General features: G+C 55.0%; 18 protein-coding genes. 13 read left to right on the top strand and 5 right to left on the bottom strand.

What is annotated here, in order from left to right; genetic code table 11:
• Nucleotides 1-67: 67 nt before the first annotated feature.
• The 7 genes from ydcS to K7B04_RS17990 all read left to right on the top strand — a co-directional run bounded on the left by ydcS (nucleotide 68) and on the right by K7B04_RS17990 (nucleotide 6,150).
• Nucleotides 68-1,213: a putative ABC transporter substrate-binding protein YdcS gene (gene ydcS, locus K7B04_RS18020; protein ID WP_223802675.1), complete on the top strand. Its 1,146-nt coding sequence runs from the start codon at nucleotides 68-70 to the stop codon at nucleotides 1,211-1,213.
• 17 nt (nucleotides 1,214-1,230) lie between these two features.
• Entirely contained in the window at nucleotides 1,231-2,244 is a 1,014-nt protein-coding gene (locus K7B04_RS18015; protein ID WP_223802674.1) for an ABC transporter ATP-binding protein, read from the top strand.
• Nucleotides 2,245-3,186 (top strand): ABC transporter permease, encoded by a 942-nt coding sequence (locus K7B04_RS18010; RefSeq protein ID WP_223802673.1) that lies wholly within the window; start codon nucleotides 2,245-2,247, stop codon nucleotides 3,184-3,186. It begins immediately after the preceding gene.
• The gene (locus K7B04_RS18005) at nucleotides 3,176-3,991 is read left to right on the top strand and encodes an ABC transporter permease (protein ID WP_223802672.1); all 816 of its coding nucleotides are present in this window, start codon (nucleotides 3,176-3,178) and stop codon (nucleotides 3,989-3,991) included. The genes K7B04_RS18010 and K7B04_RS18005 overlap by 11 nt, the downstream gene beginning before the upstream one ends.
• 14 nt (nucleotides 3,992-4,005) lie before the next feature.
• A complete protein-coding gene (patD, locus tag K7B04_RS18000; protein ID WP_223802671.1) occupies nucleotides 4,006-5,430 on the top strand; it encodes an aminobutyraldehyde dehydrogenase in 1,425 nt (474 codons plus the stop codon).
• A gap of 111 nt (nucleotides 5,431-5,541) precedes the next feature.
• Nucleotides 5,542-5,778, top strand: a complete 237-nt coding sequence (locus K7B04_RS17995; protein WP_223802670.1) for a hypothetical protein — start codon at nucleotides 5,542-5,544, stop codon at nucleotides 5,776-5,778.
• Nucleotides 5,779-5,976: 198 nt separating this feature from the next.
• Complete coding sequence (locus K7B04_RS17990; protein WP_163446438.1) at nucleotides 5,977-6,150, top strand: GhoT/OrtT family toxin; 174 nt, start codon at nucleotides 5,977-5,979, stop codon at nucleotides 6,148-6,150.
• Nucleotides 6,151-6,153: 3 nt separating this feature from the next.
• Here K7B04_RS17990 and K7B04_RS17985 read toward each other — a convergent pair whose 3' ends face one another.
• On the bottom strand, nucleotides 6,154-7,185 hold the full coding sequence (locus K7B04_RS17985) for an AI-2E family transporter (RefSeq protein ID WP_167575776.1): 1,032 nt from the start codon (nucleotides 7,183-7,185) through the stop codon (nucleotides 6,154-6,156).
• Nucleotides 7,186-7,585: 400 nt separating this feature from the next.
• Between K7B04_RS17985 and mdtJ the strand changes: the two genes are divergently transcribed.
• The 3 genes from mdtJ (at nucleotide 7,586) to K7B04_RS17970 (ending at nucleotide 10,533) form a co-directional block, all read left to right on the top strand.
• Nucleotides 7,586-7,954 carry a multidrug/spermidine efflux SMR transporter subunit MdtJ gene (gene mdtJ, locus K7B04_RS17980; RefSeq protein WP_163446436.1) on the top strand — a complete coding sequence of 123 codons (369 nt, stop codon included), beginning with the start codon at nucleotides 7,586-7,588 and terminating at the stop codon, nucleotides 7,952-7,954.
• Nucleotides 7,947-8,276 carry a multidrug/spermidine efflux SMR transporter subunit MdtI gene (gene mdtI, locus K7B04_RS17975; protein WP_163446435.1) on the top strand — a complete coding sequence of 110 codons (330 nt, stop codon included), beginning with the start codon at nucleotides 7,947-7,949 and terminating at the stop codon, nucleotides 8,274-8,276. Before mdtJ ends, mdtI begins: the two co-directional genes overlap by 8 nt.
• A 91-nt stretch (nucleotides 8,277-8,367) precedes the next feature.
• Complete coding sequence (locus tag K7B04_RS17970; protein ID WP_223802669.1) at nucleotides 8,368-10,533, top strand: bifunctional diguanylate cyclase/phosphodiesterase; 2,166 nt, start codon at nucleotides 8,368-8,370, stop codon at nucleotides 10,531-10,533.
• Here K7B04_RS17970 and K7B04_RS17965 read toward each other — a convergent pair.
• The 3 genes from K7B04_RS17965 to K7B04_RS17955 form a co-directional block, all read right to left on the bottom strand.
• On the bottom strand, nucleotides 10,530-11,354 hold the full coding sequence (locus K7B04_RS17965; protein WP_163446433.1) for a serine protease: 825 nt from the start codon (nucleotides 11,352-11,354) through the stop codon (nucleotides 10,530-10,532). The two genes, K7B04_RS17970 and K7B04_RS17965, sit on opposite strands and share 4 nt — an antisense overlap.
• Nucleotides 11,355-11,694: 340 nt before the next feature.
• A complete protein-coding gene (gene asr / locus K7B04_RS17960) occupies nucleotides 11,695-12,114 on the bottom strand; it encodes an acid resistance repetitive basic protein Asr (RefSeq protein ID WP_163446432.1) in 420 nt (139 codons plus the stop codon).
• 171 nt (nucleotides 12,115-12,285) lie between these two features.
• Complete coding sequence (locus K7B04_RS17955; RefSeq protein ID WP_163446431.1) at nucleotides 12,286-13,482, bottom strand: MFS transporter; 1,197 nt, start codon at nucleotides 13,480-13,482, stop codon at nucleotides 12,286-12,288.
• Between the two features lie 438 nt (nucleotides 13,483-13,920).
• On the opposite strand from K7B04_RS17955, the gene K7B04_RS17950 reads away from it, so the two are divergent.
• A complete protein-coding gene (locus K7B04_RS17950; protein ID WP_223802668.1) occupies nucleotides 13,921-14,559 on the top strand; it encodes a hypothetical protein in 639 nt (212 codons plus the stop codon).
• Nucleotides 14,560-14,615: 56 nt separating this feature from the next.
• Here the strand turns inward: K7B04_RS17950 and K7B04_RS17945 are convergent, their stop codons facing one another.
• Nucleotides 14,616-15,830 (bottom strand): MFS transporter, encoded by a 1,215-nt coding sequence (locus tag K7B04_RS17945; protein ID WP_223804191.1) that lies wholly within the window; start codon nucleotides 15,828-15,830, stop codon nucleotides 14,616-14,618.
• 152 nt (nucleotides 15,831-15,982) lie between these two features.
• On the opposite strand from K7B04_RS17945, the gene K7B04_RS17940 reads away from it, so the two are divergent.
• Both K7B04_RS17940 and mlc read left to right on the top strand, forming a co-directional pair.
• Nucleotides 15,983-16,885 (top strand): LysR family transcriptional regulator, encoded by a 903-nt coding sequence (locus K7B04_RS17940; RefSeq protein WP_163446428.1) that lies wholly within the window; start codon nucleotides 15,983-15,985, stop codon nucleotides 16,883-16,885.
• A gap of 124 nt (nucleotides 16,886-17,009) precedes the next feature.
• A complete protein-coding gene (mlc, locus tag K7B04_RS17935; protein ID WP_163446427.1) occupies nucleotides 17,010-18,227 on the top strand; it encodes a sugar metabolism global transcriptional regulator Mlc in 1,218 nt (405 codons plus the stop codon).
• The last annotated feature ends 56 nt before the right edge of the window (nucleotides 18,228-18,283 follow it).

Here is an 18,283-nt window from a genome sequence, read left to right as displayed (position 1 = left end):
TAAACAGGGAGATATTTTTAACGGCACGGCTGCCGCTCCATTTCATTGTGACAGGAGTAAAAACTTTATGAGCAAGAAATTTGCCCACAGCAGCCTGTGCGCGTTGGTCGTGACGATCGCCACGGCCCACGCCGCCGAACCGCCGACATCGTTGGGAAAGGGGGAAGGGCGGCTGGATATTATTGCCTGGCCGGGGTATGTCGAACGTGGTCAGACCGACAAACAGTATGACTGGGTGACCGCGTTCGAAAAAGAGAGCGGCTGTCAGGTGAACGTCAAAACGGCGGCTACCTCGGACGAAATGGTCAGCCTGATGGCAAAAGGCGGCTATGACCTGGTCACCGCATCCGGTGACGCCTCGCTACGCCTGATTATGGGCAAACGCGTGCAACCGATTAATACCGCGCTTATCGAAAACTGGAAAACGCTTGACCCGAGGCTCGCCAAAGGCGCCTGGTTTAACGTTGACGGAAAAGTCTACGGTACGCCCTATCAGTGGGGGCCAAACCTGCTGATGTATAACACCAAAACGTTTCCTACGCCGCCAGACTCCTGGAGCGTGGTCTTTGTGAAGCAGGATCTACCGGATGGCAAGACGAATCAGGGGCGTGTGCAGGCTTATGATGGCCCGATTTACATTGCCGATGCGGCGCTGTTTGTCAAAGCGACGCAGCCGCAGCAGGGGATTAGCGATCCTTACCAGCTCACTGAAGAACAATATCAGGCCGTGCTTAAGGTTCTGCGCGATCAGCATGCCTTGATTCACCGCTACTGGCACGATACCACGGTGCAAATGAGCGACTTTAAAAACGAAGGCGTTGTCGCGTCCAGCGCCTGGCCGTATCAAGCTAACGGCCTGAAAGGCGAAGGTCAGCCGATTGCCACGGTGTTCCCGAAGGAGGGCGTGACCGGATGGGCGGATACCACCATGCTCCATACTGACGCTAAACATCCGGTCTGTGCCTACAAATGGATGAACTGGTCGTTAACGCCAAAAGTCCAGGGAGATGTCGCGGCCTGGTTTGGCTCGCTGCCGGTGGTGGCTGACGGATGTAAAGCCAGTACGTTGCTCGGCGACAAAGGTTGTGAAACCAATGGCTACAGCTTCTTCGACAAGATTGCCTTCTGGAAAACCCCGATTGCTGAAGGCGGCAAATATGTCCCCTATAGCCGCTGGACGCAGGACTACATTGCGATTATGGGCGGTCGTTAATCAGTCGGGAGCTCATCATGACCTATGCAGTCGAGTTTCATGACGTCTCGCGGTTTTATGGCGACGTTCGGGCGGTGGATGGCGTGAGTATTGCCATCCATGACGGCGAGTTCTTTTCTATGCTGGGGCCGTCAGGCTCCGGCAAAACCACCTGCCTGCGTCTGATTGCCGGGTTTGAACAACTGTCCGGCGGCGCGATGTCGATTTTTGGACGCCATGCCAGCGAACTTCCCCCGTGGGAGCGTGACGTCAATACCGTTTTTCAGGATTACGCGCTGTTTCCGCATATGTCAGTGCTCGATAACGTTGCCTACGGACTCATGGTTAGAGGGGTGGGCAAGAAAGAGAGGCAGACTAAAGCTGCGCAGGCGCTAGAAAAGGTGGCGCTGGGATTTGTCGCGATGCGAAAACCCTCGCAGCTTTCCGGCGGCCAGCGTCAGCGGGTGGCGATCGCCCGTGCGCTGGTGAATGAACCGCGCGTGCTGCTGCTTGATGAGCCGCTGGGCGCGCTGGATCTTAAGCTGCGTGAACAGATGCAGTTCGAACTGAAAAAGCTCCAGCAGGAGCTTGGCATCACCTTTGTCTTCGTGACCCACGATCAGGGCGAAGCGTTGTCGATGTCCGACCGGGTGGCGGTGTTTAACAGCGGGCGCATTGAACAGGTCGATACGCCGCGCGCGTTGTATCTGCGGCCACGTACGCCGTTTGTGGCCAGCTTTGTGGGGACGTCGAACGTGTTTAATCCGGCTATGGCCGAAACGTTGTGCGGCATGAGCGGAAACTGGGCACTGCGCCCTGAACATATTCGCCTGAATGAAGGTGGTGAAGTAGAGGTAAAAGGCCGGGTGCAGGCGGTGCAGTATCAAGGCGCGGCGACGCGCTATGAATTGCTGTTGGAAAGCGGCGATCGGCTGCTGGTCAGCCAGCCAAACTTCTCCGTCGGGCTAAATGCTGAAGGGCCAACGGTCGGCGGCGAAGTACTGGCTTCCTGGCCGCGAGATGCCATGGTGGCGTTGGATGGAGGGAGGTGAATGGAGATGAGCATGTCGCCTGTTCCTCCTGCCCGCAATGCCGGGAAAATATCCAGTCTGTTCTGGCGTAAGCCGACGTTAGGGTTATTCCTGTTGCTGCTCGGGCCGCTGATGTGGTTTGGCATCGTCTATTTTGGCTCACTGCTCACGCTATTGTGGCAGGGCTTCTACACTTTCGATGACTTCACCATGTCGGTCACGCCTACGCTCACGCTGGCAAACCTCTATGCGCTATTTAACTCAGCCAACTACGACATCATTCTACGAACGCTGGTTATGGCGCTGGCGGTAACCGTCGCCAGTGCGCTGCTGGCCTTTCCGATGGCGTGGTATATGGCGCGCTATACCCGCGGTAAACAGAAGGCCTTCTTTTACGTGGCGGTGATGCTGCCGATGTGGGCCAGCTATATTGTGAAAGCCTACGCGTGGACGCTACTGCTGGCGAAGGACGGCGTCGCGCAGTGGTTCCTTAGCCATCTGGGCTTGCAGCCGGTGCTGGCGGCTGTGCTGACGCTACCGGGGATCGGGGGGAATACTCTTTCGACGTCGGGGCTGGGGCGCTTTCTGGTGTTCGTTTATATCTGGCTGCCCTTTATGATCCTGCCTGTACAGGCTGCGCTCGAGCGCATTCCCGGATCGCTGCTGCAGGCTTCAGCGGACCTTGGCGCGCTGCCGCGCCAGACTTTCCGCCATGTGGTATTGCCGCTGGCGATTCCAGGGATTGCCGCGGGGTCGATTTTCACTTTCTCGCTAACCCTTGGAGACTTTATCGTCCCGCAGCTGGTGGGGCCGCCGGGGTATTTTATCGGCAATATGGTTTATTCCCAGCAGGGGGCGATCGGCAATATGCCGATGGCGGCGGCATTTACCCTTGTTCCCATCGTGCTGATTGCCCTCTATCTGGCGTTCGTGAAACGTCTGGGAGCGTTTGATGCACTCTGATCGCGCACCGTGGTTTCTCAAAATCGCCGCCTGTGGCGGTGTGATTTTTCTCCATTTTCCGTTGGTGATTATTGCGCTATACGCGTTCAACACCGAAGACGCCGCCTTCAGCTTTCCGCCGCAGGGCCTGACGCTGCGCTGGTTTAGCGAAGCGGCAGGGCGCAGCGATATCTACGAGGCCGTGACACTGTCACTTAAAGTAGCCACCCTGTCGACGGCGATTGCGCTGGTACTTGGCACGCTTGCTGCAGCAGCGCTCTGGCGGCGGGATTTCTTTGGTAAAAGCGCGATATCGCTGTTGCTGCTCCTTCCCATCGCTTTACCCGGCATTGTCACGGGGCTGGCGCTGCTGACGGCGTTTAAGACGGTGAATCTGGAGCCGGGGCTGCTCACTATCGTGATTGGTCACGCGACCTTTTGCGTGGTGGTGGTTTTTAACAACGTGATTGCCCGCTTTCGCCGTACATCATGGAGCCTGGTGGAGGCGTCAATGGATCTCGGCGCCAACGGCTGGCAAACCTTCCGCCATGTGGTGCTGCCGAACCTTGGCTCGGCGCTGCTGGCAGGAGGCATGCTGGCGTTTGCGCTGTCGTTTGATGAAATTATCGTCACCACGTTTACCGCAGGCCACGAGCGTACGTTGCCGCTGTGGTTGCTGAACCAATTGGGCCGACCACGCGATGTGCCGGTGACCAACGTGGTAGCACTGCTGGTGATGGTGCTGACGATGATACCGATTTTAGGGGCGTGGTGGCTGACGCGCGAAGACGAAACAGCCGCTGGCGGTGGGACGACATTTAACTAAAACAGGATCATGCTATGCAACATAAGTTACTGATTAACGGTGAACTGGTGGCCGGTGAAGGCGACGCGCAGCCGGTCTATAACCCGGCGACGGGCGAGATCCTGCTGACGATTACCGAGGCTTCGGCCACTCAGGTTGATGCGGCGGTGAATGCCGCCGACCGCGCATTTGTTCAGTGGGGGCAAACGACGCCGAAACAGCGGTCGGAGTGCTTGTTAAAACTGGCAGACGTTATTGAAGCGCACGCAGAAACCTTCGCCCGGCTCGAATCGCTCAACTGTGGCAAGCCGTTGCACTGCGTGGTGAACGACGAAATCCCGGCGGTGGTGGATGTGTTCCGCTTCTTCGCCGGTGCAGCGCGCTGCCTGAACGGGCTGGCTGCCGGGGAGTATCTGGAAGGCCATACCTCAATGATTCGCCGGGATCCGATTGGCGTGGTGGCGTCGATCGCGCCGTGGAACTATCCGTTAATGATGGCGGCGTGGAAGCTGGCTCCGGCGTTGGCGGCAGGTAACTGCGTGGTGCTGAAACCTTCTGAGATCACGCCGCTCACGGCGCTGACACTGGCTGAGCTGGCGAAAGATATCTTCCCGGCAGGTGTACTGAACGTGCTGTTTGGTCGCGGCCAAACCGTGGGCGATCCGCTGACCGGGCATGCAAAGGTGCGGATGGTTTCGCTGACGGGCTCGATTGCCACCGGCGAGCATATTCTGGCGCACACGGCGTCCTCGATTAAGCGCACGCATATGGAACTGGGTGGGAAAGCGCCGGTGATCGTCTTTGATGATGCCGATATTGATGCGGTTATTGAGGGGGTCAGAACCTTTGGTTTCTATAACGCCGGGCAGGATTGCACCGCCGCCTGTCGTATCTACGCGCAGCGGGGCGTTTACGACCGGCTGGTCGCCAGACTTGGCGCGGCGGTGGCGAGCCTGAAGTTGGGGGCGCCGGAAGATGAGAGCACCGAACTGGGGCCGTTGAGCTCCCAGGCACACCTCACGCGCGTTAGCGATGCCGTCGCGCGCGCCAAAGCCTTACCGCACGTCAAAGTGGTAACCGGCGGTGAAAAGGTGGCGGGGAAAGGGTTCTATTTCCAGCCAACGCTGCTGGCGGGCGCTCACCAGGAGGATGATATCGTCCAACGTGAAGTGTTTGGCCCGGTTGTCAGCGTGACCGTCTTTGACACTGAAGAGCAGGTGCTGGCATGGGCTAACGATTCGCAATATGGGCTGGCTTCATCGGTGTGGACGCAGGATGTTGGCCGCGCGCATCGCTTGAGCGCGCGCTTGCAGTACGGCTGCACCTGGGTCAACACCCACTTTATGCTGGTCAGCGAAATGCCGCATGGTGGGCAAAAACTGTCAGGCTACGGCAAGGATATGTCGATGTACGGTCTGGAGGATTATACCGTGGTGCGGCATGTGATGATTAAGCACTGATTACTCCCTTTGGGGTAGGGGACAAACCTGCCGCGCCGCGCGGCAGTTTTGACATGCCCGGAGCAACGTGCGAGGATCCGCGCCGTTGTAAAACCGGGCATAGTCAGAGAGATGAAAAAGAGTATTGTGTGCAGCGTCGTTGCCGCGGCGGCTTTAATGGGTACAGGCATTTATTATTCAGCAGGCCGCATTGCCGCCTGTGATGGCGATAACCACGTAACAGCGGCTTGCCTGGCTGAAGCCTGGGATGCCGAAAAAGTGAATTTAATTCCGCAGTACGATCCGAATCATTATGTAAGCGATCCGACCACCGACAGCATTTTTGCCGCCTCCAAACCAAAACGCTAAGTGTAAGCTGAATCACAGCATGAAAAACTAAATCGGCGTACCGTGACTTTAGTTTTAATCGTTCACGCAGTTAATTTATCTGGAGATAGATCTGCGTGGACTGAATAGCCTCACGCGAAAAGCGGCGAAAAACTTGATGTACGTCAAAAAACGTAGCATATTGCGCCGCTTTAACGATCAATGGTAAGGACTCAATTGGTGACGCTGTACCAACATATGCTCATTTTCTACGCCATCATGGCGGTTATTTGCGCCGGAATTACCTGGTTTCTCACCAAAGAAAGCACCTCAATCCGTCTGATTGCCACCTTTTTAATCGGCGCAACGTGGCCGTTCAGTTTCCCCGTTGCGCTGCTGCTGTCGCTATTCTGATGGCTATTTACTGAGATCGCTGAGCAAAATAGCGATGCTTTTACCGCCCTCGGTCTGCTCCAGCGCAATTTTCACGATAATGGTGAGCGGCACGGACAGCAGCATACCGACCGGACCCAGCAGCCAGCCCCAGAATATTAACGATAAGAACACCACCAGCGTGGAGAGCCCCAGGCCGCGTCCCATGATGCGGGGCTCGAGAATGTTGCCAAAGACGAGATTTATCACCAGATACCCCGCAAGTACGATCAGCGCATCGTAAAAGCCGCTAAAGACCAGAACCTGCAAAATAGGGGGGATCGCCGCCAGCACCGAGCCAATATTCGGAATATAGTTGAGCGCAAAGGCCAGCAGCCCCCAGATAAAGGCAAAACGGACGCCCAGTAGCTCCAGCATGCCCCATACAACCAGACCCGTTACCAGGCTAATCGCCGTTTTCAGCACCAGATAGTGCGATACGCTGTCCAGCCCTCGCTGAATCGCCGCCATTCCCTCTACCGGACGGGACATGACCTGCTGAAGTTTCGCCGGTAGCTGTGGCACTTCCAGCAGCATAAACACCACCGTCAGCAGCAGCAGAAAAATAGACGACATCGCGTTCGAGAGTTGGGTCAGTAGGCGTGAAACCAATGTCATGGCGGCATTGGGGTCAATATATTTAATCAGTTCTTCAGGGCTGACGCTGATACCAAATCGCTGCATCCACGGCTGCAGATTATAGATCGGTACCGCCAGTGACGAGCGGTACTGAGGCAGCGTGCGCGTCAGTTCGTTGAGTGATGTGCCGAGTGAGGCCAGTAATAGTACGGCCAGCAGAATAATCACGACAATCAGTAGCGAGATGCCGAGCACGCGTGGTACGCGGCAGCGTACCAACAGCTGAACAACCGGGTTGAGCACCACGGCGATAAACAGCGCCAGCACGAAGGGGACGATGATCTCCGCAGCAAAACGGATCCCCGTCAGAATGATAACCAGCATGCCGAGCATGATGACGATTTTTAATCCATTAAGCGTGATGATCGGCCTGGACATGATAGCTCCTGCTATAAACTCTGCTGATTATGATAATTGCGAATTGGCTTATAATAAATGAATGTACATCAAACAACATCCGTAAAGATTTGAAAACATTTTGAGATACTTCGACAACTGTGTTAGAAATTAGCTGTGTTTAACTACTGAGGACAATTTTAATCCGCAATGATGAGAAGCAATACCGCGGATAATTGTAATTTTATGGACAATATGTTCAGGACGTACATTTCTACTCAATTCACTGTTTTCCCTTCTTTTTCTGCCTTCTGCGGTGAGCACCACTGGCGCAACGCGCTGTAGTCCTTTTCTTCGTTTGAGCTAAATTTTAATCATTTTATTTCGGTTTGCGCCACGTCGCGAACTGCAACGGATTATATTCTCATGCAGGAGAAGGACCATGTTTTACTGGATTTTATTAGCCCTGGCTATTGTGGCCGAAATTACAGGTACGCTGTCTATGAAATGGGCAAGCGTAAGCGATGGTAATACCGGCTTTATTTTAATGCTGGTGATGATCTCACTGTCTTATATTTTTCTTTCGTTCGCGGTTAAGAAAATCGCCCTCGGTGTCGCCTACGCGCTTTGGGAAGGTATCGGTATTGTGCTGATTACGCTTTTCAGCGTCCTGGTCTTTGACGAAAGTCTGACGGTGATGAAAGCGGCGGGTCTGGCAACGCTTATCGCCGGGATTGTGTTGATCAAATCGGGTACGCGTAAAGCGCCGAAGAAAAGCGTTATGATCAATAACGAGGTGAATCATGCTTAAGTTCGAATTGATTCACGGCCTCTGGCTGGCAGGTTCCATCGTACTTGAAATTGTCGCTAATATTTTCCTGAAATTCTCTGACGGTTTCCGTAACAAACTGTACGGACTCCTCTCACTGGCCGCCGTGCTGGCCGCGTTTAGCGCCTTGTCGCAGGCGGTGAAGGGCATTGACCTGTCGGTTGCCTACGCTATCTGGGGGGGCTTCGGCGTAGCGGCCACTCTGGCGGCGGGGTGGATCCTCTTTGGTCAGCGCCTGAATAATAAGGGCTGGGTTGGACTTGGCCTGCTGTTGATCGGTATGGTGATGATTAAACTCGCTTGATGTGATAGCTGCCCGGGAAATCGGGCAGCGAAATTTATGGCCTGTATTACGCTTGTAACAAAGGGTTTCTTTGTGACTGCGAGGGTGGGGCATGTTTAATCCGTCACGCTGGCGTAATATTGCCACGGCCAGAACGCTGTTCGTGATGATCTTTTTAGCAGGCGTTGGCCTGATCTTTTCTATTATTTCACTGCTTTACCTGTCGCAGAATTTAATCAGTAGCAAAACTAACGATATTGATGCCCGCCGTTCCGCACTTTCTGTTGATGGGGCCCTTCAGACATCCATTAACCGCGTGCTCTCACTCGTTACCGACAACTCTATCTGGGACGACGCCGTCCGTCAGGTTTATGCGCCGCAGCTGGACACCACGTGGCTGTATAATACCTGGGGAGCAGGCTTCAAAATCAATAATCTCTACGATGGCACATTCGTCCTGGATGAAAACTATCGTGTTCTCTGGGGCTCGTTTCATAGCTCACCGTTTAATGAACATAATCTCGATTTCTTTGGTGAGGGGCTGGAAGCACTTATTAGTCAAAATGAGGATGCGCTGCGTCGGGGGAGCAATGTTTTTGCCGGCATAACCCAGACGCGAGCGGGGATTGCCTTTGTCGGGATCGGGCTGATTCGCCCTATGGTTGGACGTTTACAGGTGTACGACGCGACGCGGCGTTATCTGGTGATCACCCGGCATATCAATCCTGGATTACTCAACATTCTGGGAAATACGTTCCAGATTGAAAAACTGACGTTGGGTACTGCGCCGCAGAACCAATACAACATTCCGGTGCGAACCTCTGGGGGGAAGGTGGTGGGCTGGCTTGATTGGCAGCTCAGGCAGCCTGGGGCTGAGGCTGCCAGCGCCGCATCACCGCAAATTCGTGAAATTGTGCTGCTTGCGACCGGGTTAATTCTGCTGTTTATTCTGCTGAGCAGCTTAGGCTTGTGGAAGCTGGCGCGCGGGGAACGCCAGGCGCGAGAAATTGCGTTGACCGACTGGTTGAGCCATCTGCCCAACCGCCGTGCGCTGATTGAACAGCTGGAGCGCATCAGCCAGCGTGGCGATCGCGACGTGAAAACGGTGGTGTTTATCGATCTTGATGGCTTTAAAGATGTTAATGACATTCATGGCCATGATGTCGGCGATATTCTGATTATTCGTATCGCCGCCATGCTACAAACGCTGGTGCCTGACGGCGGAATACTGGCGCGCATGGGGGGCGATGAGTTTGCGATGACCGTGGGCGGTGAGCACTCAGAAGCGCGCGCGGCAGCCTTTGCGGAAAGCGTGCTGGATTACCTTAATGCGCCAATCCGTATCGATGGCCGTACGTTGCACATCAGCGCCAGCATAGGCATCGCCAGCGGAAAATTGCAGCTGAACTCCAGCTCTGAGCTTTTCCGCCAGGCAGATATCGCCATGTATCACTCGAAGATCACCGGCAAAGGGCGCATTACCCACTATGACGCTGAACTTAACAGCGCGCGCGAATACCAGGTCGCTATCGAGAATGACATTCGCCACGGGCTGGAAAACAATGAGTTTGAAGTCTGGTATCAGCCGATCGTCTGCGCGCGGACGCAGGTGATGATTGGCGTTGAAGCGCTGGTGCGCTGGCCGCGACGGAAGAAAGGCGAGCTGATGCCTGATGCGTTTATTGCTGTCGCTGAAACCAGCGGGCTTATCTATGCGCTCGGGCAGTTTGTATTGGCTCGCGCGTGTCACGATCTGCTGGCACACAACGATCTTAAGCTCTCAGTTAATATTTCGCCGGCGCAATTCCGCGACCCTGAGTTTGAAAATAAGGTTTCCAGCGTGCTGAAATCATCTGGTTTTCCGCCGTCCAGGCTACAGCTTGAGGTTACCGAGACCTACGTGCTCGAAAAACCGGAACGCGCGCGTGCGGCAATCGCGAATCTGAAAGCGCTGGGTACCGCCGTTGCGCTGGATGATTTTGGTACCGGTTACTCCAGCATTGGCTATTTGCGGCGCTTCAATTTCGACACCATTAAAATTGATAAATCGCTGGCCGGGCTGGTGGATGACGACGATCAGGCTGCTGCTCTGGTGGGGGGCACGATTCGGATTGCCAGCGCGCTAGGCATGACGGTGATTGCCGAAGGCGTCGAAACGGAGAGACAGATGAAGCTGCTGCGGTTGGCGGGTTGCGATCAGCTTCAGGGATTCTATTTCAGCGAGCCGATGCCGTTATCTTCGCTGCTGGCGTTGCGTCACCAGCAGCTTCAGAGTTAATTGTCGGCGGCGAGCGCTTCCAGCTTGTCGCGAAAACCGGTGACGGCGATGGCGCGGTTGTCGGCACGCCAGCGATCTTTGGCCGCCGGTGCTGAGCTTTGTACCGCAATCAGTTGCCAGCCGGCGTCGGTTTTCAACAGCAGCGGTGAGCCGCTATCACCCGGCAGCGTATCGCACTGATGGGAAAGCACCGACGCCTGCGCCCAGCCGGTGACGGTACAATCTTCATGACTGTACAGTGAATCCAGATGATCGACCGGGTAACCTGACTGCGTCACTTTGCGCCCAGCGGCTTTCAACGCGGCGGTCAGTTCGGCTTTGTCGCCGGTAAACAGCGGCAGTGGCGTAATACCAGAAGGGGGATAGCGAAGGACGATCAGGCCGAAATCCCATGGTGCCGCTGAAGACGGCACAATCCAACCGTCGCCGTCGGGCTTCAGTCGTTTGCCCAGCGAAGGGTCAACCCGTCCCTCAATGCCATGAATCTCATAGCGCCAGCTGCCCTTTTGCGACACAAAGCGCAGGGCTACCGCTTTATCCAGCTTGCCACCTGGCGGCTCCAGCAGACAGTGTCCGGCGGTTAAAGCCAGATGGGGAGAAATCAGCGTCGCGGTACACAGATTGCCGCTGGCGGTTTCAAGTTGCCCGATGGCGTCCCACGGTTCTTGCGCCGGATGGCTGACAAGGACGCGATCGTCCTGACCAAAAAACAGGGTTTTAATATCTTTTGCGCTAATGCCGCTATCACTGTCATCAGCATGAGTTATTAAAGGCAGAACGGATAACGATCCCAGTAAACAACACACAAAGGCTGTACGCATATCACTCTCGGATGGGGCAATTATGATTATAAAAACTAAACCCAGTGAGACTACTATAGACGGGAGACATGAAAAGTGGGAGTAAAATCAGCGAACTACATTCAGTAAAAGAAGAACTGAGTCGCGATAAGCGCGCAAACGATCAGTAATGCCAGGATGAGCTCGAAACGATAACGCCGCAACATGGTTGGCTCCCCGGGAAAAAATCGGCGCTGAAGTAGCGCCGATACGGATAATTGATCGCCTCAGACAGCAGGGCTAACACCGGCGTCGGGGGCGACGCTACGTGATGCACCTGTCTGCCTGAATCGGCGCGCAGAACGCGCCGACTGCGTAGTCATTAAGCTGCTGGTTGTGCTGCTGGTTTAGCGGCTTCGTGTTTTACTGCTTTTTTGTGTTTTTTAGCAGCCTGCGCTTTCTGCGCTACAGCCGGTTTAGTAGCTGCTTTTTTGTGTTTTTTAGCGGCCTGCGCTTTCTGCTCTACAGCCGGTTTAGTGGCTGCTTTTTTGTGTTTTTTAGCAGCCTGGGCTTTCTGTTCTACAGCCGGTTTAGCCGCTGCTTTCTTGTGTTTTTTGGCAGCCTGCGCTTTCTGTGCTGGTGCTGCTTTTTTGTGTTTCTTGTGGTGAGTGGTTTTTGCCGGAGCCGCGTGAGTGGCGGTCGCAGTAGCAGCCGGAGCCGGCGTAGCCGTCGCGTCAGCAGCGAAAGCAGCAGAAGACAGACCCATAGCAGCGGCAACAACCAGAGCTAATACTTTTTTCATTCTCATACCCTCGAATTGGTTTTTTCATTCAACCCCACTGCGGGGCCGTTGAAAGAACTATACCTACGGGCTATCGGTCTTTCCGTGAGTGATTGGTATCGGCGTGTAACGTAATGTACGAGAGGTGTTGCACAAATGTACAGAGGCGATGGGTCTTCGCCCCTCACGAGGTTAGTTCGCGCAAGGTGTGCGGCTGGCGCGTTGCATCAGGTAAACGCGCAGAATAAGCGCGAAGGCCATTGCCACGACCACGGCAGCCAGCAGGTAAATGCTGTCCAGACCCTGATAGCCTGCAATCCAGCCCGCAACAGGGCCGGTAATGCCAAGTGCCAAATCCAGGAAGGCGGAATAGGTGCCCAGCGCGGTCCCCTGGTTTTGTTCTTCCACCTGCTTGACCGCTTCGACGCCCAGCGCCGGGAAGACCAGCGAGAAACCGGAGCCGGTAAGGAAGGCGCCTAGTCCGGCGATCCAGGCATTCGGGGCAAACCAGATAATCAGCAGCCCCAGGCATTCAAAAACGTAGCAGACCAGCGATACGCGAATGCCGCCAAACCGGGTGATGGTGTTACCCAGCACCAGACGAATGCAGATAAAGCCAATACTGAACAGTGAGAGCGTGAAGGCGGCACCTTGCCAGCCGTGTGCGGAGAAGTAGAGCGTGATAAATGTCGCAATCACCCCGAAGCCTACTGTACCCAGGCCTAGCCCCAGACCGTACGGCCAGATTTTGCGCGCCACGACGTGGAAAGGCGCTCGGATGCCCGCGCTGACGCTGACGTCAGCACGAGTACGGGCAAAGAGCAGGCCAATAACGGCGATAATCACAATCAGCGCCGCGAAGCCGCTGATGCCAAACGCGCTATTGAGCATCACACCCAACGGCGCACCGGCGGCCATGGCGACATAGGTAGCGACCCCGTTCCAGGAAATGACGCGGGAAGTGTGGATCGCGCCGACGGTTTTAATCCCCCACAGCGTGGAGCCGGTAGAGGTAAAACTCTCGCCTACACCAAGGAACACGCGGCCGACCAGCAGCAGAATGACCGCCAGAATGGGGCTGGCGTGCGCGGCCGCGGCGGCGAGCGTGAACAGGCCGCTCATCATGCAGCAGATAATCCCCAGGCTGACAACCTTCTTCGGCCCCCAGATATCGGTATAGCGCCCGGCGTGGGGGCGGCTGACGAGAGTGGAAATGTATTGCAGGCTAATCACCGCGCCGGCGACCAGCGTGCTGTAGCCGAGATCGTAGTGGATAAATCCGGGGAGTACCGCCAGCGGCAGGCCGATGGAGAGGTAACAAATACAGGTGAAAACCACGATCGAAATAATGCGTAGATTAAGCTGGGTATTGCTGGTGTAGGTAGTCATAACACGGAACAGGAAAGACAAAAGTGGGCGTATTATAGAACCTGTCGGTATTCTCTTGAAGTTATTAGGATTTCATGCGCACGAATAATCACAAGGGGGACGTCTGAACGCAGCCGTGCTGGTTGCGGAAAGCCTGGCGACGATCCACACCATCTTATCGAGAATGGCTTCGGCGGTACCGGCACGAAGGGAGGCAAACCGACGGTACCGCAAATGGCGTGGATAGCGCGATTGCAAGGGGCAGGATACCGAGAGGAAGTGTGTTATGGGTTTGGTGAAGCGATAGCGGTGATTACAGATTACTTGGGGCTCTTCAATTGATGAATTGAACGATCACACAAACATTAAGATAACCTTAAGAAAATCGCATTCAATGTTAATGGATTAAATTTCTTAAAAGCTACTATCAGTAATTCATTATTAACTTGAATGATTTGTATGAAATTCGATACGCATTTACCCTTTTCCGTTGTTGTTATGGCGGTTCTGTCGTTGTTATTTCCGTTTGCCGCAGACTGGCATCTACCGTTGCTTGGCGGTGCCTTAGTGACGCAGATTGAAAACGCTCAGGCGCTATGGCTGCTGTTTGGCGCGTTGTTTACCGCTTGGTATATCAAACCGCTTTCGAGGCCTGAAGGAGAAAAACAGTTCTGGATGTGGGCCGTGCTGTGGTGGATGGTGTTGCTAGGACGAAGTACGGGTTGGGGGCGGGCTTACTTTCCGGAGGAACCTCATCTTGTGTTTAGAGTGATTTCCGTCACTCTGATCGGAGGTTTAGCGCTTTCTCTGTTATCCGGGCCATTACGTAAGGACATCGTCCGCAGGGTTAAGGAAGTGAAAATGCCGGTATGGTTGCTGGCTGTTACTATTTGTACGTTTATCATTTCCGATACCATTGAGCACCATCGTCTGTTGGCACCGTTGTTTGTTCATAATCCTCAATATGCTGACCTTATGGAAGAGTTGTATGAAATTCCATTTATGGTAGGGCTGTTGCTTGTTACGTACTATTTTATGAAAACGGATAAGTCCTCCGACCAGCTTTTCCCGCTAAATATCAGTATGGACTGTAAATAGAAAATGCCTCGGCGTTTAGGGCGCTGCGGCATTTTTTAGCCTGTTCTTAATTGAGTTTAGCGTAAGCGTTTATGCAGAGCATAGCCGGTCAGCAGTGCGCCAACCAGCAGCAGGGCAATAAATGCCCCCACGCCGTTCCAGCCGTATTTGTGCCAGAAGACGCCGCCGAGCGTCCCGGCAATACTTGAGCCGAGATAGTAGCTAAAAAGATACAGCGACGACGCCTGACCCCTGGCGCGGCGCGCACGCGGGCCAATCCAGCTGCTGGCCACCGAGTGTGCGGCAAAGAACCCTGCGGAGAACAGCAGCATGCCGGGGAAAATCACCCACAGCGGCGAGAACAGCGTGAGCAGAAGCCCCAGCAACATCACGCCGGTGAAGAAGATCATGACCGGGCCACGACCGTAGCGGGTGGTCATTACGCCGGCTTTTGGTGAGCTCCAGGTCCCGGTCAGGTAGGCGACGGATAGCAGACCCACCACCGCCTGGTTGAGCGACCAGGGCGAGAGCATCAGGCGGTAGCCGATGTAGTTAAAGAGGGTGACGAACGCGCCCATCAGCAGAAAACCCTCGACGAACAGCAGCGGTAGGCCGCGATCGCGAAAGTGCAGATGAACATTAATGAGTAATGATTTCGGCTTCAGCGAGCTGGGGCGGAAATGGCGGGATTCCGGCAGAATGCGCCAGAACATGATGGCCGAGGCCAGCGCAAAGAGGCTGATCACCGCCAGCGCCACGCGCCAGCCGAAGAAATCGGTAAACACCCCAGTGAGCAGACGTCCGCTCATCCCGCCAATCGAGTTCCCGCTGATATATAACCCCATTGAGAAGGCGACGAAACTCGGGTGAATCTCTTCACTGAGATAGGTCATGCCCACCGCTGCCACGCCGCTGAGCGACAGACCAATCAGCGCGCGCATCAGCAGAATTCCATGCCAGCTGGTCATCATTGTCGACAGGAGTGAACAGCAGGAAGCCAGCAGCAGCGCGGTGACCATCACCTGTTTACGCCCGATGGCGTCGGAAAGCGGCCCGGTAAACAGCAGGCCAATCGCCAGCATGACGGTGGAAATTGACAGCGAAATACTGCTGCCCGCCGGAGAGATGCCGAACTCATGGGAGAGCACCGGCAGAATGGGTTGCACACAGTACAGCAGGGCAAACGTTGCCAGCCCGGCGGAGAAGAGGGCGAGCGTGACGCGAATAAAGGCCGGCGTGCCGCGGCGGATAAACGTATTGTTGACAGTGGGGGTATCGTCGCGGACATCAATAACGGGCGTATGGTCTGCGGTAGTTGTGCGGCTCACGGGAAGATCCTTGGCTAAAAACAACGAGTAATGGCGACATAGGTCACATAATCAGAGTAGGAAAATGTAAATATTCTGTCTAATATATTAATAATCTCAATTGATACTTATGAAATATGAATATCGAGCTTCGTCACCTGCGCTATTTCGTGGCCGTTGCGGAAGAGCTGCATTTTGGCCGTGCCGCGGCGCGTTTGAATATTTCTCAGCCGCCGCTGAGCCAGCAGATTCAGATTCTGGAACAGCAGGTTGGCGCGCGACTGTTTGCCCGCACCAACCGCAGCGTCAGCCTGACGGAGGCCGGGAGACAGTTCCTTGCCGACAGCCGGCAGATCCTGCTGCAGGTGAACGAAGCCGCCGCGCGCGCCAGTCGTCTGCATCACGGGGAAACCGGTGAACTGCACATTGGCTTTACCTCATCTGCTCCCTTTATTAAGGCCGTTTCCGATACGTTGTCGACATTCCGTCAGCGTTACCCTGACGTGCATATTCAGACGCGTGAGACTAATACCCGCGAACAGATTTTACCGTTGACGGAAGGTGCGCTTGAGCTGGGACTGATGCGCAACACGCAGCTCCCCGATACCCTCGACTGGCAAATTATCCTGCGCGAGCCGCTGCTGGCGATGATTCACCGCGACCATCCGTTAGCCAGCCAGCCGTCGGTCAGCCTTGTCGAGCTGGCGAAAGAGCCGTTTGTCTTTTTTGATCCGCATGTGGGTACAGGCCTGTATGACGATATTCTCGGCCTGATGCGCCGCTATGGCGTGACGCCGGTGATTACCCAGGAGGTCGGGGAGGCGATGACGATTATCGGTCTGGTGGCATCGGGGTTGGGGGTGTCGATTTTACCCGCCTCATTTCGTCGCGTTCAGTTGTATGAAATGCGCTGGGTACCCATCGCAGAAGAGGACGCGGTGTCGGAAATGTGGCTGGTCTGGTCAAAACACCATGAGCTTAGCCAGGCGGCGCAGCGCTTTAAGCAGCACTTATTAAACGCGGCAAAGGTCAGCGTTTAGCCGCCAAAAGTGTGAAAAAATGTGCGTTAAATCACAAGGCTAAGTAAATATTTGACGTCGACCATTGAAGTACTTCACCATAGTCCACAGTTTATTTCGAAGCGCGAAAATAAGGGAGTTTACGGTGGTAGCGGACAGTCAGCCAGGCCATATTGATCAAATCAAGCAGACCAACGCAGGGGCGGTTTATCGTCTCATTGATCAGCTTGGCCCGGTGTCGCGTATTGACCTTTCCCGACTTGCGCAACTGGCCCCCGCCAGTATTACCAAAATTGTCCGTGAGCTGCTGGAAGCCCATCTGGTGCAGGAAACGGAAATCCAGGAGGCGGGGAGTCGCGGCCGTCCGGCGGTGGGGCTGATGGTGGAAACCGAAGCCTGGCACTACCTTGCCGTGCGCATCAGCCGCGGTGATATCCATCTTGCGCTGCGCGACCTGAGCAGCAAACTGGTGGTCGAAGAGCAGCTTGAGCTGGCGCTGGAAGATGAAACGCCTTTCCTGAACCGCGTGCTGTCGCATATCGACCAGTTCTTTATTCGCCACCAAAATCTGCTGGAACGCTTAACGGCCATTGCCATCACGCTGCCGGGTATCATCGATACCGAAAACGGCATCATTCATCGCATGCCGTTTTACGATGTCAAAGATGTCCCGCTGGGGGAAACGCTGGAGGCGCATACCGGCGTGCCGGTGTATATCCAGCACGACATCAGCGCCTGGACCATGGCCGAAGCGCTGTTCGGGGCCTCTCGCGGCGCACGCGACGTGATTCAGGTGGTGATTGACCATAACGTGGGCGCAGGGGTAATTACCGATGGTCGCTTACTGCATGCTGGCAGCAGCAGCCTGGTTGAGATTGGTCATACCCAGGTTGACCCTTACGGCAAACGCTGCTACTGCGGCAACCACGGCTGTCTGGAAACGATTGCCAGCGTGGAGAGCGTGCTGGAACTTACCCAGGTGCGGATGCAGCAGTCAATGAGCTCGATGTTACATCAAAAGCCGCTCACCGTAGACTGGCTCTGCCAGGCGGCGCAGCAAGGGGATCTGCTGGCAAAAGATATCATCAGCAGCATCGGCACCAACGTCGGGCGTATCCTCGCGATTATGGTCAATTTGTTCAATCCACAAAAAATTCTTATTGGTTCCCCGTTTAACCAGGCGGCGGATATCCTCTTTCCGGCGATTGGCGACTGTATTCGCCAGCAGTCGCTGCCCGCCTACAGTAAACATATTGCCGTAGAACAGACGCAGTTCTCCAACCGCGGCACGATGGCGGGTGCGGCACTGGTAAAAGATGCGCTTTATAACGGAACACTGCTGATCAGACTGTTACAGGGTTAACATTTTTTTGCCGTTTTGCAAAAAATTGCGCTATCTCAATCCGACCTCCTGACGCA

Origin of the sequence: Kluyvera sp. CRP, from assembly GCF_019930565.1 — a bacterium.
Classification (GTDB): domain Bacteria; phylum Pseudomonadota; class Gammaproteobacteria; order Enterobacterales; family Enterobacteriaceae; genus Kluyvera; species Kluyvera georgiana_A.
This window is presented reverse-complemented; position numbering and strand designations above follow the sequence as displayed.